The organism is Bacillus sp. cl96 (assembly GCF_900100505.1).
GTDB classification, from domain to species: Bacteria; Bacillota; Bacilli; order Bacillales; family Bacillaceae_G; genus Bacillus_A; species Bacillus_A cereus.
This window is the reverse complement of sequence record NZ_FNDM01000011.1, coordinates 61,264-75,836: the sequence shown is the minus strand read 5'-3', so window position 1 is coordinate 75,836 and position 14,573 is coordinate 61,264. Positions and strand designations below refer to the sequence as shown.

Below are 14,573 nucleotides of genomic sequence, written 5' to 3'. Positions count from 1 at the left end.
ACCCTTCTTGAAACATTTTATAAAATGTTTATATTTACACAACAAGAACACTTTTCTGAAAAATCTTTTCTCCCAATACATTAAAAGGTCGGCAAAAAAATTTCTACTTTCGTTCCTACTCCTACACTACTTTGGATCGTGATACTCCCTTGATGTTCCTTAATAATTTTATATGTAATCATTAATCCAAGTCCTGTACCAGTCTCCTTTGTTGTGTAAAACGCCTTTCCAATTTTTTCCAACTTCTCATTCTCTATACCAAATCCTTGGTCTTCAACAGAAATACACAAATGTCCTTGCGTTTTTTGATATGCACGGATATGAATTTCTCCACCCTCTGGCATTGATTCTATTCCATTTTTAATGATATTTAATAACACTTGTTTTAATTGCTTATCATCACCGTTTATAGCCGGTAAATTCCCATCTACTTGTAAATGACATTTAACTCTATATTGCGTTGCATAACTTTCCATTAGATGCACAACATATAGAAGGATGTCTCGTATATTACACCTTTCATAATTTGTTGGCTTTGGTTTTCCTAACAACATCAATTCACTAACAAATCCATTGACTCTTTCAATTTCTTGTAGCATAATGTCGTAGCTCATCGTATCAGTTGGATTTCTTTCTTTTTGCATTTGCGTAAACCCTTTTAACGCTGTTAACGGATTTCGAATTTCATGAGCAATTGTTGTAGACATAGTCCCAATCACAGCTAAATTTTCCGTCTCTTTCATATTGTTCATCATTTCAACCACTGTTCTTACATAAGATTGAAATCGTTTTAATAAAGAATGTGAAATAATGAAATAAAATACACATAAAACAAGTGGAATTATCACTTTTAAATCTTGTAATAGCAATGTGAAAAATACGTACTTTCCAATTACACTAAAGGACACTAAATAAAAGTATTTTCTATTCACGAAAACTGGGGCAAATAAAATTAATAACATTTCTACCATACTGCCATGTTCAAAAGGTCTATCCGTTCGCAAATAAATCATTAAATTATTCACAAGATTGATAAACATGTACCCAAATAAAAATAAATATTTTACAGAATATACATACCCTCTTTTTTGAAGATATATAGAAATAGGAAATAATGCTATTACAAATATAGGCACACCTATCCCAAGACTACCTTCTGGCCAACCTACCGCTGTTCCACTAATATTCATAGCAGGATATACAAAATAATATATAGCGTCATATAAAAAGAATATAATATAAAATAATAATATAAATACCTTTAAGGCTCTTCTTTCTTCATAAATCAAGCTCTTGTATTTATTCATATAAAAACTCCCCTTGATCGATACAAAAAACTTTCATTGTTATCTCCTTAAAGTATAAGTATGAAATTGCTTTCAGGGCAATATTTAACCTTATAATACTGAAAGGAAGGAGATCTCTCCTTCCTTTTGGTAACAACTTACATCCATCTTACCCTGTCATGTAACAATCCATCCGTAAAATTATTATGCCCTATTACAAAATCCTTCATATATAAATTTAAATACTCACCGTACTTACTTTCTGTATTTAATAACAACTCCTCAACGTAATAAGCACCTTGTTCAAATTGATCTAAAAGTAAACTGGACAAGCCCGCATAAATCCCGCACCCTACCTGAAAATACGTTGCATTCGTTTTATATTTACGAAAAACTTGGCTACTATTCATCACATTATACATATATGTCTCACTATTTTCATAAACGAGTAACACACCGACCAAGTCCTCTCCAGCAACCTCTTCTTCCGCTGGATTAAACACTTTACGATTCCAGTTCCATAAATCTTCTACTTGATCTAAGTTCTGTCTAATTATATTTGTTGTATACTCATTAATTCGGTAAAGAAAACCAACTTCCATATTAAAGTTTTTCCCTAAAATTAATACTTCCTCATGTGGCATTAAACAACCATAGAATTCTTTTTCTCCTAACTTCACTTTATACTCTGAAGCATATACATCTTCATAAAAGTAAAGAGGACGATGATGGCTCATATACATCGGATAACTCCAGATCGCTTCATCTAAAAATCGCTCTACTGCCCATGAAGCATAAAGTGTATGTGGCTTTATAAGTGCTGTATCATTCAAAAATGACGTGTCATGTTCTACAATATAACATGCTCTTGGCCTTTCATTTGGTCGTTCCTTCATAAGCTCAACAACCATCCATTGAACAACACCTGGATTCATACCTGAACCTATAATCGCTTTTGTATTTGTAAATTTCTCTTTCTCCTTCTCAAACCTTGTATATCTTTCCGTAAGCTGAAAGCCAATTAAGCTATCGTCCTGATCTACTGCCTCATTTTCCAAGGCTGAGTTAATATAACAAATTCCTAGTTCATTACAGCAGCTTAATACTCTAATTGTATCTGCCCCTGAAACATCAATCACAACACTCGTTCTTTTTTCTTTTAAATGTTGTTTAAATTCCACTACATTTTGAAGGTTTATTTCATATAAATATAATTGACCTTTCAGATTCGAAAACAACTCATCATAATAAGTCCTATCTTTTTGTTTTATATCCACCAAATGAAATTTGGCATTCTTTAATACTTCATAAATTGGATCTTTTTCATTTGCTATCGCTTGATTTAAAATTGCTAAAACTGCTTTTGCTGCTCCACCAGCACTACCAAGCAATGTAATTGATAACGAATTCGGAAACTGCTCCACAAACAAAACCCCTTTAATAAATTAGTTGAGCAGCTCCTCCTCAAAAAATAAATTGAATATATAATAAGATAGCTCGTACACAATGTTTATAAGTTAGTGCAAAGTTACCTTTTAAAAAATCACACTATACTATGCTTATATTCAATTCATTTTCCCCTCATCTCCAAATTAAACTAAAACAAATAGGCTCGACCTTTTCTTCTGCATATAAAAGAAAAAGCCAGCCCTTTCAACTAGCTTACGGACAATGGACAGATTTTACATGTTGAATATTTACATACATTTTCGCATCACGTGCTTTTGATATTTCAATATGACCTTCATCAATTTTCGCCATTTTTCCAATTTTATTGGACTCCTCACCTAAATCAAACACCATAATTTTCCCAGCCATTTTAATAAGCTGTTCTTCAAACGTTCGAGCTAACGTAATATTTAACGGATTCACGGGGAGTTCATTTTTATTGAGGGCATAAGGCACTTGATTTTCTTTATACGGAATTAACCATTTCAAGTGTTTTAAAGATATATATACAGTTTTATAAACTGGACTATAAAAAACAATATAATCGTTCATCACACTTGTAACATAACCATGTATTGGAGCATTTCCGGCTACATAAATTTCCGTAAAAATCCCTTTAGATGTACTTAATACTTTCCTCAAAGAAATTGAAGGAGACTCTCTCTTAATTACAGAATCCACATCTGGTTTTGAGATTTCTTCATCATTTGATCTTAAAAACTTATAATATTGTACATGATATAAAGATATATATACGTAGTCTTGTCCATTGTAAAGAACAACGATATCATTTCCTACATCAATTAATACACCTTTAAATCTTTTTTCACCGATTAATTTAACATATATATTTTCTCCAATACTTTTGTTTAACTCATTCATCTATATCCTCCTTCCTACGAATTTCTTCTTATCTGTCTTCCATTTCTAAAAAAATAATCAGGGCAAAGTTCTGTTTTAATAGTAAGTAATTCCTTTTCATACTATCGAAATAAGAAATTGTTCTTCTCTTTCCCTCATAATGCCCCTCTTATTTATTAAACATTATTCATCTTCATTCTTTTTACATTTAACTACTTGACTCACACTCTTAATATGAGACTTAATTACATAAATAACTTCATCACCGTTTACTAGTGTAATACAGCCATGGTGTACCTCACTTAATAAACCTTCCACACACTCTGGACCGCCACGATTAATTTTTACCCACTTATACTTCAAGTCTTTTAATATATCTAAAAAAGTATCCTCATCAGAGCAGAAACATGAACTATAGCAATCGCCACATTTACTTTCTTTCACTTTCTTCACTAGACTCTTCACATGTTTCAACTGATAATATACTAATTCACCATGAGGTAACTGTAACGTTAGATAATCTTTTCCTAACGATACGAGCTCACCAACTCGACTTTCTGGTCCACGAAGGTTTACTTTTACAGTCTCACCAACTAAACATTTAATTTGGTCACAGCATAATACATTCTCCAATTTCGTATCCCCCTTTCTTATTATCTTCCTCTACTTGATTGTCTTTGTGCACGAGCACGACCTGAATTATCGCTACTTTCCTTACTATCGTCGCTCTCATCGCTCTCTCCGCATGCTAAAGCATTATAGTTAACACTTTTAATATGCTTTATTGCAATTAATATAATTTCTTCTTTTACGATTAATGTTACGAAGTCACAAGAAACATCTTGCAAAATGCCTTCCACTTTCTCTGGACCGCCGCGATTAATTTTCACCCAGCAATATTTGAAACTTTCAAGTAGTGCTTCAAAATCTTCTGCACAGGCGCAATCTTCCCACTCACAATCACTTGATCCACATTCTTTCGCATTTTTTGTAATACTTTTTAGATGTTTAAGTTGATAGTAATAAAGCTCACCTTTTTCATTCTTCAATACGAAGTAGTCCTGACATACTGATATTATTGTTCCTTTTTGAGATTCTGGACCACCCCTGTTTACTCTCACAAAAGATCCAATTAAGTCTTTCAAAAAATCACAATGAAATAAACTCACGAGAAAACCCCTTCCATTAATTTATAAGCTTTTGCACTGATAGTATATGTATCTGTACAGGTTACGTTCTCTATGTTTGTCCTAGCTAGAAAAAAATATGCTTTTAACATGGTAGACTACTACCTATCAAAATTTGAAGAAAGGCTAAGAACTCCTTATGTTTTTGATATCTTCAAACAAAAAATCCCTTATGAAGATACATTTCTGCATATCTTCATAAGGGAATTCCCATAGTTTAATCTTCGTCTTTAACATCCATATCTTCTGGAATTGGTTCGTTCAATATTTCTTCCACTAATTGCTTATATTTCTCCATTTGTTCTAAATGCGTATTGAATTGTTCTTTATTTACTAAATATTGCTCTCCATCGAATAGCGCACGAATTTTCTTTTGCTGAATTAACTCTTCAATATACGATTTTGGTAAATTTAAATACTCCGCAGTCTCTTCTATTGTTATATACAATGCGTTCATTCCTTTATTATTTTTTCATCTATACTGTATCTTACTTTACTTTATTTTTGTAAACAAATAAAAAAGATTTTGTAAATGCAGTTCAAAAAGCAGGTAGATGCATTCCATATATTGTATAGTATTATATAGTAAGAATTTTTTAAATATAGAATGGTATTACCCATTTACACAAAGGAGAGTTAACATATGGCTACTCGTCACATCATTACAATGTTAGAAAAAACACTGCAAGTTGAAACAGAAAACACAATTTCTCATTTGAATGTATCTTTATCTGATCGTTTTCTTTCTCAAAGCACAGCAATACATGAAAACAATTGTTATCATACAATTGGTGAATGGTACAAAAATCATTTCTTATTCCAACAAGATGATTTCCTTTGGGCTAAATATGCCTTCTATGACGCATATTGTGAAGCCATCCAAAAACAAGGTCATCTTACAAAACGCGTCCGTCAAATATTAGAATCATTGGCTCGAAAACACGGAAAACAGTATATTGCTTCTATACTAAATATGCCATTTCCTAATAAACGCGCTAAAGGGACAGCGTAATTTAGCCATGTTCTGTGTAAGCAAAACATAGCTAAATTGTTTTCTAGGATGCTTTACCAATAAAATGTTCATATCATATGAACTGATGAAACCGGTGTCATTATAATGATAGAAAATATAGTAAACAGGAAAACCCCCACGTACATCTCTCATTCACTTGAATAGAGAAATACGTGGGGGTATACTTGTTCCTTATTATTTCATCATCTGCTTAATCAGTTCGCGATTTCTCTTCTTAAATACTTCATTATGAGAAGAAACCATTCCGTACTCACTTGCATCTGGTTGGATAAATTGTTTTGCTTTATTCACAGCATTTCCAGCATCTTGGAATGCACCTGCAATTAAGTGTAGTTTCCCTTCGTGCTTTAAAATATCTCCAGCAGCATATAATCCATCTACTGAAGACTCACTATTTGCATTACCTGCAATATAATAATTATCTATAATTGCAACGTCTAACTCACTATTTTCTAATAATGTAATGTCGCGTTCATATCCATGATTAATAATAACTTCATCAATAGGTAAATGAGAAACCTCACCTGTTTCATGATTTGTTAATTCTACATATTCGATCGCTTCATGATTATCACCGGCAATTAATTTTGTAATCGATGTATTAAAGAAACACTCCGCTGAGCTGTTCATAAGTTGTTTTACTTGTGCTTCATGACCAGATAATTCTTCCTTTCTATAAGTTACATACACTTTTTTCGCAATTGGTTCCAATTCATTTGCCCAATCAACAGCAGAATTGCCTCCACCGGAAATAATAACTGTTTTACCTTTAAAACGCTTTAAAGATTTAACTGTATAATTTAAATTCGATACTTCAAATCGCTCAGCACCTTCAATAGATAACTTTTGCGGTTTCAATATACCACTTCCTGTTGCGACGATAACTGTTTTTGAAAAGTGTTCTTCGCCAGTACTTGTTTTTAATGTAAAAGTACCATCTTGATTACGAATAATCGATTCTACTTTTGTATCTAATACAACTTCCGGCTTAAATGTTAACCCTTGCTGTACAAGTTGTTCAATTAACTTATCACCTGTAACTGGCAATAGTCCTCCTACATCCCAAATCATTTTTTCCGGATACACATGTATTTTTCCACCTAAATGTGGTTGAAATTCTATTATTTTCGTTCTCATTTCTCTGAGTCCACTATAAAAAGCTGAATAAAGCCCTGCAGGTCCTCCGCCTATCACGGTTACATCAAACAATTCTTCTCGATTCATTCGTGCTCACTCCTCAGCTATTAATCGTTGATTATCATTCTCAATAAAATATAACCTGTTTCCGCAAAATTTACAATCAAAATTACTATTGACAATACACCTATATAAAATTATATTATTTAAAGAATCAATAGTGATAATCATTATCATTTTGTTAATAATTAGCAAATTTGAGATTACATCTTCTTTCATTAATATGGTTATTACTATATTATAAAATCTCATATTCAAGATTTTTAATAAATTATTTTGCATTACCACTACTATTTCAAAAAGATTGCAGTTAAACAAATTATTGTATACACATATCATCTATGTTAAAGGAGAAAGACGATGAAAAAGTTATTTATTTCACTAACAGTCCTTTTCGTTCTTGTTATGAGCGCTTGTAGCAATAGCTCTACAGACAAAAAGAACGATGCAAAAGGTAGCAAATCAGAAACAATTACATACCAATCTGAAGATGGTAAAAAAGTAGAAGTTCCTGCAAATCCAAAACGCGTTGTTGTATTATCATCATTCGCTGGTAACGTAATGTCATTAGGTGTAAATCTTGTTGGGTTAGATTCATGGTCTAAACAAAACCCACGTTTTGATAGCAAACTTAAAGATGTTGCTGAAGTATCTGATGAAAATGTTGAAAAAATCGCTGAACTAAATCCAGATTTAATCATCGGTTTATCAAATGTTAAAAATGTCGATAAGTTAAAGAAAATCGCGCCTACTGTAACATACACTTACGGAAAAGTTGATTACTTAACACAGCATTTAGAAATCGGTAAGTTATTAAATAAAGAAAAAGAAGCAAAAACTTGGGTTGATGACTTCAAGAAACGTGCACAAGAAGCTGGTAAAGAAATTAAAGCAAAAATCGGTGAAGACGCAACAGTTTCTGTTGTAGAAAACTTCAACAAACAGCTTTATGTATACGGCGAGAACTGGGGCCGTGGAACAGAAATCCTGTACCAAGAAATGAAATTAAAAATGCCTGAAAAAGTAAAAGAAAAAGCATTAAAAGAAGGTTACTACGCATTATCTACTGAGGTATTACCTGAATTTGCTGGTGATTACTTAATCGTAAGTAAAAACAAAGATACTGATAACTCATTCCAAGAGACAGAATCATATAAAAACATCCCAGCAGTAAAAAATAATCGCGTATATGAAGCAAACATGATGGAATTCTATTTCAATGATCCACTTACATTAGATTTCCAACTAGACTTCTTCAAGAAGAGCTTTCTTGGTAAATAATACAAACATGAGGAATTCTTAATTTAAGAATTCCTCTTCCTTTATTCTATGAACAGAAAAGATGTGAAACGAATGACAAAAGATCATGACAATCCACGTTCTATAGCTTTTACATACAAACTAATTTTAAGCTTAATTGCATTCTTTCTTATTTTTATGGTTGCAATGGTATTAGGTGCTGCAGATACTTCGATAAAAGATGTATGGTTAGCACTCACTTCCTCCGCTAAAGGAGACAAAATATCTATTATTCGAGAAATACGTTTACCACGTGAAGTTGCTGCTATTTTTGTAGGAGCTGGATTAGCCGTTTCTGGGGCAATTATGCAAGGATTAACACGAAATCCACTTGCGGATCCTGGATTATTAGGGCTATCTGGTGGAGCAAATGCTGCGCTTGCACTGACACTTGCTTTCAACCCTTCCATCAGCTATCTTTACTTAACATTAGCTTGCTTTATCGGTGCTGCAATTGGCGCAATTATGGTATTTGGAATTGGTATGGTGAAAAAAGGCGGCCTTTCTCCTCTTCGAATTGTATTAGCGGGCGCTGCAGTTTCAGCATTTCTACTCGCAATTTCAGAAGGAATCGGCATTTACTTTAAAATTTCACAAGATGTATCACTTTGGACTGCTGGGGGCGTAATTGGAACAACTTGGAGCCAATTAAAAATTATTATTCCGGTCATTTCAATTAGTATCTTTATCGCTATCTTACTAGCAAAAAAATTGACAGTTCTTAGTTTCAGTGAGGAAGTGGCTATTGGACTAGGTCAAAAAATTATTGTTATTAAAACTATTTTATTTATCATTATTATCTTACTTGCAGGTGCATCTGTAGCTCTTGTTGGAAATATGGCATTCATCGGCTTAATGGTACCTCACATGGTACGCCCAATTGTCGGTCCAGATTACCGATTTGTTATACCGATGTCAGCAATTGCTGGAGCTTCCTTTATGCTACTTGCAGATACAATCGGACGTACTATTAACGCTCCATACGAAACACCAGTTGCGGCAATTGTCGCGATTGTAGGGTTACCATTCTTCCTATTCATTGTACGTAAAGGAGGAAAAACATTCTCATGATGCAATCTATTTTAAGAAAACAGCGTCTCATTATACTCGCTTTACTTATAGTAATCATCACAACCATTGTAGTTGGAATGGGACTTGGTTCAGCATCTTTATCTTATGATCGACTACTCCCAACATTAATGGGGCAAGGGACTTTTAAAGAGGAGTTTGTTTTATACTCTTTAAGACTACCTAGAATTGTCATTACATTATTAGCTGGTATGGCTCTCGCTTTATCAGGGGCTATTCTGCAAGGAATTACCCGAAATGATTTAGCTGAACCTGGTATTCTTGGTATTAACTCTGGGGCTGGTGTTGCTGTTGCTATTTTCTTTTTATACTTTCCAATAGACGTAGGTTCATTTCTTTACTTACTACCTGTCGTTGGATTTATTGGGGCATTTCTGACAGCTGTTCTAATTTACGTGTTTTCATATAGTAAATCAACTGGACTTCAACCAATACGATTAACATTAACTGGTATCGGTTTTGCATTTGCACTATCTGGAGCGATGATTGTCCTTATTTCATCCGCTGATCGTATGAAAGTGGACTTTATCTCAAAATGGATTGCCGGAAATATTTGGGGAGATGACTGGATTTTCGTTTTAGCAATGCTCCCATGGTTAATCGTATTCATTCCGTTTGTTTTCTATAAAGCAAATCGATTAAACATTTTAGCATTAAACGAACCAGTCGCAATTGGCGTTGGAATTGAAATTGAAAAAGAACGCAGGTACTTATTAGTTGCAGCCGTTGCACTTGCAGCCGCAGCTGTTTCCGTAACAGGAGGAATTAGCTTTATCGGATTAATGGCTCCTCATATCGCGAAATCTTTAGTAGGTCCAAGACATCAAATCTTCATGCCTATCGCCCTTTTAATCGGCGGATGGCTATTATTATTAGCAGATACAATCGGACGAAATATCGTTGATCCTAATGGCATTCCAGCAGGTATTGTCGTTGCTTTAATTGGGGCTCCTTACTTTATGTATTTGTTGCTTAAAAAAGCTTAAAAAACACCCTCAAGATTTCTTGAGGGTGTTTTTGTTTCATTCTACTGCTGCCCATACCCTTCAAACTTCTTCGCCAAATTCTCCATCTCATCTTCTGGCAATAGCTTTGGTTCCCCAATGCTTTTCGTTTGATAATAAATTTGAGCACAAAACTCAATCTCTTCTGCAACAGTAAACGCCATTTTTATATTATTTGCACCAGCAATTAAACCGTGATTTGCAAGTAAAACAGCACGGCGATCAATCATGCCTTCAAAAGCAGCCTCCGCTAATTGCTTCGTACCAAATGTTTCATACGGTGCACAGCGCACATTCGGTCCTGCGAAAGCAATTAAATACGATACAGCAGGAAGCTCCCATCCTAATGATGCAATCGTCTTCGCGTAAGGAGAGTGTGTATGCACAAGCGCATTTATATCTTCACGCTTCCTATAGTAAATAAGGTGCATATCTAATTCACTTGATGGTTTTCTCTCTCCTTCTACTACTTCACCATCTAGGTTTAATATAACTACATCTTCAGGCTTTGTTTCATAATACTCTAAACCACTTGGGCTAATCGCAACAAGACCTTGTTCACGATTAAAGATACTAATATTACCGCCCGTTCCCTTTGTTAAACCACTAGAAATCATTTTCTTTCCATACGCTACAATTTCTTCTCTTTCTTTTTGTAATAACATATACATCCCCCTAAGTATGAAGCTTATGATGACTGACTTTTACATTTATCTACTTATTGAAATAGCTTTTTTAAATTCTCCGTAAACGGTGCCTTTACAATCCCTTTTTCTGTAATAATCGCTGTTACATTTTCATGTGGAGTAACATCAAATGCTGGATTATATACTTTACTTTCTTTCGGAGCTGAATATTTTCCGAAGCGATTAATCACTTCAGAAGCATCTCTTTCTTCAATCGGAATTTCTTTTCCTGTCGATGTCTTTAAATCAATTGTCGGTGTTGGCGCTGCTACATAAAACGGAATGTTGTAGTACTTAGCTAAAATAGATACGCCTAACGTGCCAATTTTATTTGCTACATCACCATTTGCTGCCACACGATCACATCCAACAATTACCGCATCAATCTTCCCTTGTGACATGACCATAGCTGCCATATTATCTGTAATAACAGTAACGTCAATGCCTGCTCGCTGCAGTTCTAATGCTGTTAACGTTGAACCTTGTAATCTAGGGCGTGTTTCATCAGAATAGATTTTTAAGTCCCATCCTTTTTCTTTCGCTAAGTACATGGGAGCTGTCGCGGTACCATACTTAGTTGTCGCTAACGCACCAGCATTACAATGTGTTAATACTCCCATTCCATCATGGAATAATGTTAATGCATGTTCTCCAATTTGACGGTTAATTTCTTCATCTTCTCTATGAATCTCTTTTGCCTCTTCTAGTAATCTATTTTTCAGCTGTGAGATTGATAAATGAATATTATCTGTCGCTACACTTTCCATTCTTTCAAGTGCCCAAAATAAATTTACGGCAGTCGGTCTTGATGTCGCCAAGTATGTACATACCTTTCTTACTTCATCCATAAATCCTTCTTCCGTACTTTCAGCAAATTCCTTTATCCCTAAATACACTCCATAAGCAGCTGAAACACCAATCGCGGGTGCACCTCGTACTTTCATTACTTGAATCGCATCCCACACACTTTCAGCTGTTTTAAAAGATTCATAGACAATTTCATTTGGTAATAACGTTTGATCTAACAAAACTAAAGCATCATCTTTCCACTGAATTGGTATTAATTGCTCTTCCATCATATTCTCCCCTTACTCCGCGTAGTGCATTGACTGTTCTTTTAACGTTTCTACAAAACTTGTACCCGTTCTATATTGATTCGCTCGTAAAATAAAACTCTTCGCTACTTTAAGACAAATTCGCTCCGCTCTAGCACGTGCTTCCTCATTCTCAATACAAGTAATATCTTTTACTTTCGCTAATCCAACAATACGGCGGATTAATTCAAGACCTGTCACTGCAGCTGTATCCTCTAATACAGATTGTAAATAGGCTTCGTTAAAGCCTTCTTCCTTCGCCATAATCTCGGTCACATGAATATCCCAAGCATCTAAAAACTTCTTCTTAAATAAATCAATTACCTCTACCATCGTAGTTTGTAACCAATCCATATACGTATCTTTCTCAGCTCCAGGTAGCATCGTTGCATCTGCATTCACCCAAGCAAACATTAAATTCGCCATTACATTCCCGACGTCATATCCCATAGGTCCATAAAAAGCAAACTCAGGATCAATAACCTTTGTAGAATCATCTCTTACAAAAACAGAACCAGTATGTAAATCACCATGAATAAGCGCCTGTGCATTCGTCATAAAAGAAAATTTACGTTTCGCTACTTCCATCCGAAGCTCTTTATCACTATAAATATGCTCCCTAATCCATCCCTCATTTAAAGGAAATAACTCATTACGCTTATTATGATTTGTAAATGGTTCTGAATATACGAGGTCCTCTGTAATCTCACATAATTCAGGATTTATATAATTCTTCACAAGTTCCTTCTTCTCTTTATGATTCATTACAACATCCGATGTTAATAAAAGTGTATTTACCATAAAAGTAGTTAAGTCGTCAGCAAGCCGCGGAAATATTTGATGATTTATAAGTGCTGTACGTAATATTGTGTGATTCGATAAATCTTCCATTACGCAACAGTTCATCACACTATCAAATAAATACACCTTAGGAACAAGTCCAGGTGCTAACTCATCCTCTAACTGCAAAACATCTGATTCTATGCGAATACGATTCGTCGACAACTTAAACTCATCTGAAATGCGAGCTGTATCCCCAGCTTGCTTTACGATGACAGACATGTTCTCTTTTTCATCCCAAACGCGGAACACATAATTTAAATTGCCATCACCTATTTCTTTACACTGTAACCCCTTTGCATGTTCAAACTTAGATAATTTCTCTTTCACATATGCAATCACATCTTTAGCTTCCATTAAAAAATACTTCATGAACTTAGACATGGTTTCCCCTCCACACTAATTGTAAGCGTTTTCTAAAAGCTATAAAAAATAATAGGTTGAATTTTTTCATCCTATAAATATGTATTCTTCTTTTTGAAAGGTATATCTAGGTTTTATTATATCTCGTTAGCACTTTGAGTCAATATTTCTAACTATCAGCGTAATATACTTCCTAATTATATATTCGAGATGACAAAAATTGTTCAAAAAGATTTCGATTCATTTTATTTTATTTATCGCACAATTCTTTGTAAAATAGAAGTAAGCAGTTCCTTTTCAAATACATAACTTCTAAGAAATATTTCCTTCCTAAGAATTTACACTTACACCATATCTCTAACATACACACTACTCTTTCAAACAATCATTGAAAATTTATAAACTTAAAGTTACCTTTCCATTCTCTGTTAGCCTTAATTGAGAATAAATATTAATTAAATCGGTATAAAGTTGGTTTATTCTCTTGACAAAATAACCACTTCTATATGATAATTAATATCGAATTAGAATTATTATAGTTAATTAAAAAATATATTTTATGAGCACACTATTTTTTGATGCTCAAAACCAACATTTAGGAGGAATTTTAATATGTTATTAATCGGCACAGAAGTAAAACCGTTTAAAGCTAATGCTTACCATAATGGAGAATTTATCCAAGTTACTGACGAAAGTTTAAAAGGAAAATGGAGTGTAGTTTGTTTCTACCCAGCTGACTTCACATTCGTTTGCCCAACTGAACTTGAAGACTTACAAAACCAATACGCAACTCTAAAAGACTTAGGCGTTGAAGTATACTCTGTATCTACAGACACTCACTTCACTCACAAAGCATGGCATGATAGCTCAGAAACTATCGGCAAAATCGAGTACATCATGATTGGTGACCCAACTCGCACAATCACTACAAACTTCAACGTTTTAATGGAAGAAGAAGGTCTTGCTGCTCGTGGTACATTCATCATCGATCCAGACGGCGTTATCCAATCTATGGAAATCAATGCTGACGGTATCGGCCGTGACGCAAGCATTCTTGTTAACAAAATTAAAGCTGCTCAATACGTACGTAACAACCCAGGTGAAGTTTGCCCAGCTAAATGGCAAGAGGGTTCTGCAACACTTAAACCAAGCCTTGACCTTGTAGGCAAAATCTAAGGAGTTCGA

General features: G+C 34.2%; 15 protein-coding genes. 5 read left to right on the top strand and 10 right to left on the bottom strand.

All coding sequences use genetic code 11. From position 1 onward, the window contains the following. Positions 1-80: 80 nt before the first annotated feature. The 6 genes from BLT20_RS21775 to BLT20_RS21750 form a co-directional block, all read right to left on the bottom strand. Positions 81-1,307, bottom strand: a complete 1,227-nt coding sequence (locus tag BLT20_RS21775) for an ATP-binding protein (protein ID WP_001046103.1) — start codon at positions 1,305-1,307, stop codon at positions 81-83. 137 nt (positions 1,308-1,444) lie between these two features. Then, entirely contained in the window at positions 1,445-2,710 is a 1,266-nt protein-coding gene (locus BLT20_RS21770; RefSeq protein ID WP_000434719.1) for a hypothetical protein, read from the bottom strand. A gap of 238 nt (positions 2,711-2,948) precedes the next feature. Beyond that, positions 2,949-3,617 carry an LSm family protein gene (locus BLT20_RS21765; protein ID WP_001004284.1) on the bottom strand — a complete coding sequence of 223 codons (669 nt, stop codon included), beginning with the start codon at positions 3,615-3,617 and terminating at the stop codon, positions 2,949-2,951. A gap of 162 nt (positions 3,618-3,779) precedes the next feature. Continuing rightward, positions 3,780-4,229 (bottom strand): spore coat protein B, encoded by a 450-nt coding sequence (locus BLT20_RS21760; RefSeq protein WP_000432509.1) that lies wholly within the window; start codon positions 4,227-4,229, stop codon positions 3,780-3,782. Positions 4,230-4,249: 20 nt separating this feature from the next. Next, positions 4,250-4,765, bottom strand: a complete 516-nt coding sequence (locus BLT20_RS21755; RefSeq protein ID WP_000051525.1) for a spore coat protein B — start codon at positions 4,763-4,765, stop codon at positions 4,250-4,252. A 235-nt stretch (positions 4,766-5,000) separates the two neighbouring features. Beyond that, positions 5,001-5,240 carry a helix-turn-helix domain-containing protein gene (locus tag BLT20_RS21750; RefSeq protein ID WP_002025240.1) on the bottom strand — a complete coding sequence of 80 codons (240 nt, stop codon included), beginning with the start codon at positions 5,238-5,240 and terminating at the stop codon, positions 5,001-5,003. A 186-nt stretch (positions 5,241-5,426) separates the two neighbouring features. Between BLT20_RS21750 and BLT20_RS21745 the strand changes: the two genes are divergently transcribed. Continuing rightward, the gene (locus tag BLT20_RS21745; protein WP_000235476.1) at positions 5,427-5,795 is read left to right on the top strand and encodes a hypothetical protein; all 369 of its coding nucleotides are present in this window, start codon (positions 5,427-5,429) and stop codon (positions 5,793-5,795) included. 195 nt (positions 5,796-5,990) lie between these two features. Here BLT20_RS21745 and BLT20_RS21735 read toward each other — a convergent pair whose 3' ends face one another. Next, positions 5,991-7,040, bottom strand: coding sequence for an NAD(P)/FAD-dependent oxidoreductase (locus BLT20_RS21735; protein WP_001078299.1), 1,050 nt, complete (start codon positions 7,038-7,040; stop codon positions 5,991-5,993). A 333-nt stretch (positions 7,041-7,373) separates the two neighbouring features. On the opposite strand from BLT20_RS21735, the gene BLT20_RS21725 reads away from it, so the two are divergent. The 3 genes from BLT20_RS21725 to BLT20_RS21715 are packed head-to-tail and all read left to right on the top strand — an operon-like array spanning position 7,374 to position 10,387. Further along, on the top strand, positions 7,374-8,294 hold the full coding sequence (locus BLT20_RS21725) for an iron-hydroxamate ABC transporter substrate-binding protein (protein ID WP_073339853.1): 921 nt from the start codon (positions 7,374-7,376) through the stop codon (positions 8,292-8,294). A 48-nt stretch (positions 8,295-8,342) separates the two neighbouring features. Beyond that, positions 8,343-9,383, top strand: a complete 1,041-nt coding sequence (locus BLT20_RS21720) for a FecCD family ABC transporter permease (protein WP_002025239.1) — start codon at positions 8,343-8,345, stop codon at positions 9,381-9,383. After that, the gene (locus tag BLT20_RS21715) at positions 9,380-10,387 is read left to right on the top strand and encodes a FecCD family ABC transporter permease (RefSeq protein ID WP_000983751.1); all 1,008 of its coding nucleotides are present in this window, start codon (positions 9,380-9,382) and stop codon (positions 10,385-10,387) included. The genes BLT20_RS21720 and BLT20_RS21715 overlap by 4 nt, the downstream gene beginning before the upstream one ends. A 41-nt stretch (positions 10,388-10,428) precedes the next feature. On the opposite strand, the gene BLT20_RS21710 is transcribed toward BLT20_RS21715, so the two are convergent. Genes BLT20_RS21710 through mtnK form a run of 3 tightly spaced genes read right to left on the bottom strand, consistent with a single transcriptional unit; the run spans position 10,429 to position 13,409 of the window. After that, positions 10,429-11,070, bottom strand: coding sequence for an L-fuculose-phosphate aldolase (locus BLT20_RS21710; RefSeq protein ID WP_000926557.1), 642 nt, complete (start codon positions 11,068-11,070; stop codon positions 10,429-10,431). 53 nt (positions 11,071-11,123) lie between these two features. After that, positions 11,124-12,170: an S-methyl-5-thioribose-1-phosphate isomerase gene (mtnA, locus tag BLT20_RS21705; protein WP_002025237.1), complete on the bottom strand. Its 1,047-nt coding sequence runs from the start codon at positions 12,168-12,170 to the stop codon at positions 11,124-11,126. Positions 12,171-12,179: 9 nt separating this feature from the next. Continuing rightward, on the bottom strand, positions 12,180-13,409 hold the full coding sequence (gene mtnK, locus BLT20_RS21700; RefSeq protein WP_000033074.1) for an S-methyl-5-thioribose kinase: 1,230 nt from the start codon (positions 13,407-13,409) through the stop codon (positions 12,180-12,182). Between the two features lie 591 nt (positions 13,410-14,000). Between mtnK and ahpC the strand changes: the two genes are divergently transcribed. Continuing rightward, a complete protein-coding gene (gene ahpC, locus BLT20_RS21695) occupies positions 14,001-14,564 on the top strand; it encodes an alkyl hydroperoxide reductase subunit C (protein WP_000924420.1) in 564 nt (187 codons plus the stop codon). The last annotated feature ends 9 nt before the right edge of the window (positions 14,565-14,573 follow it).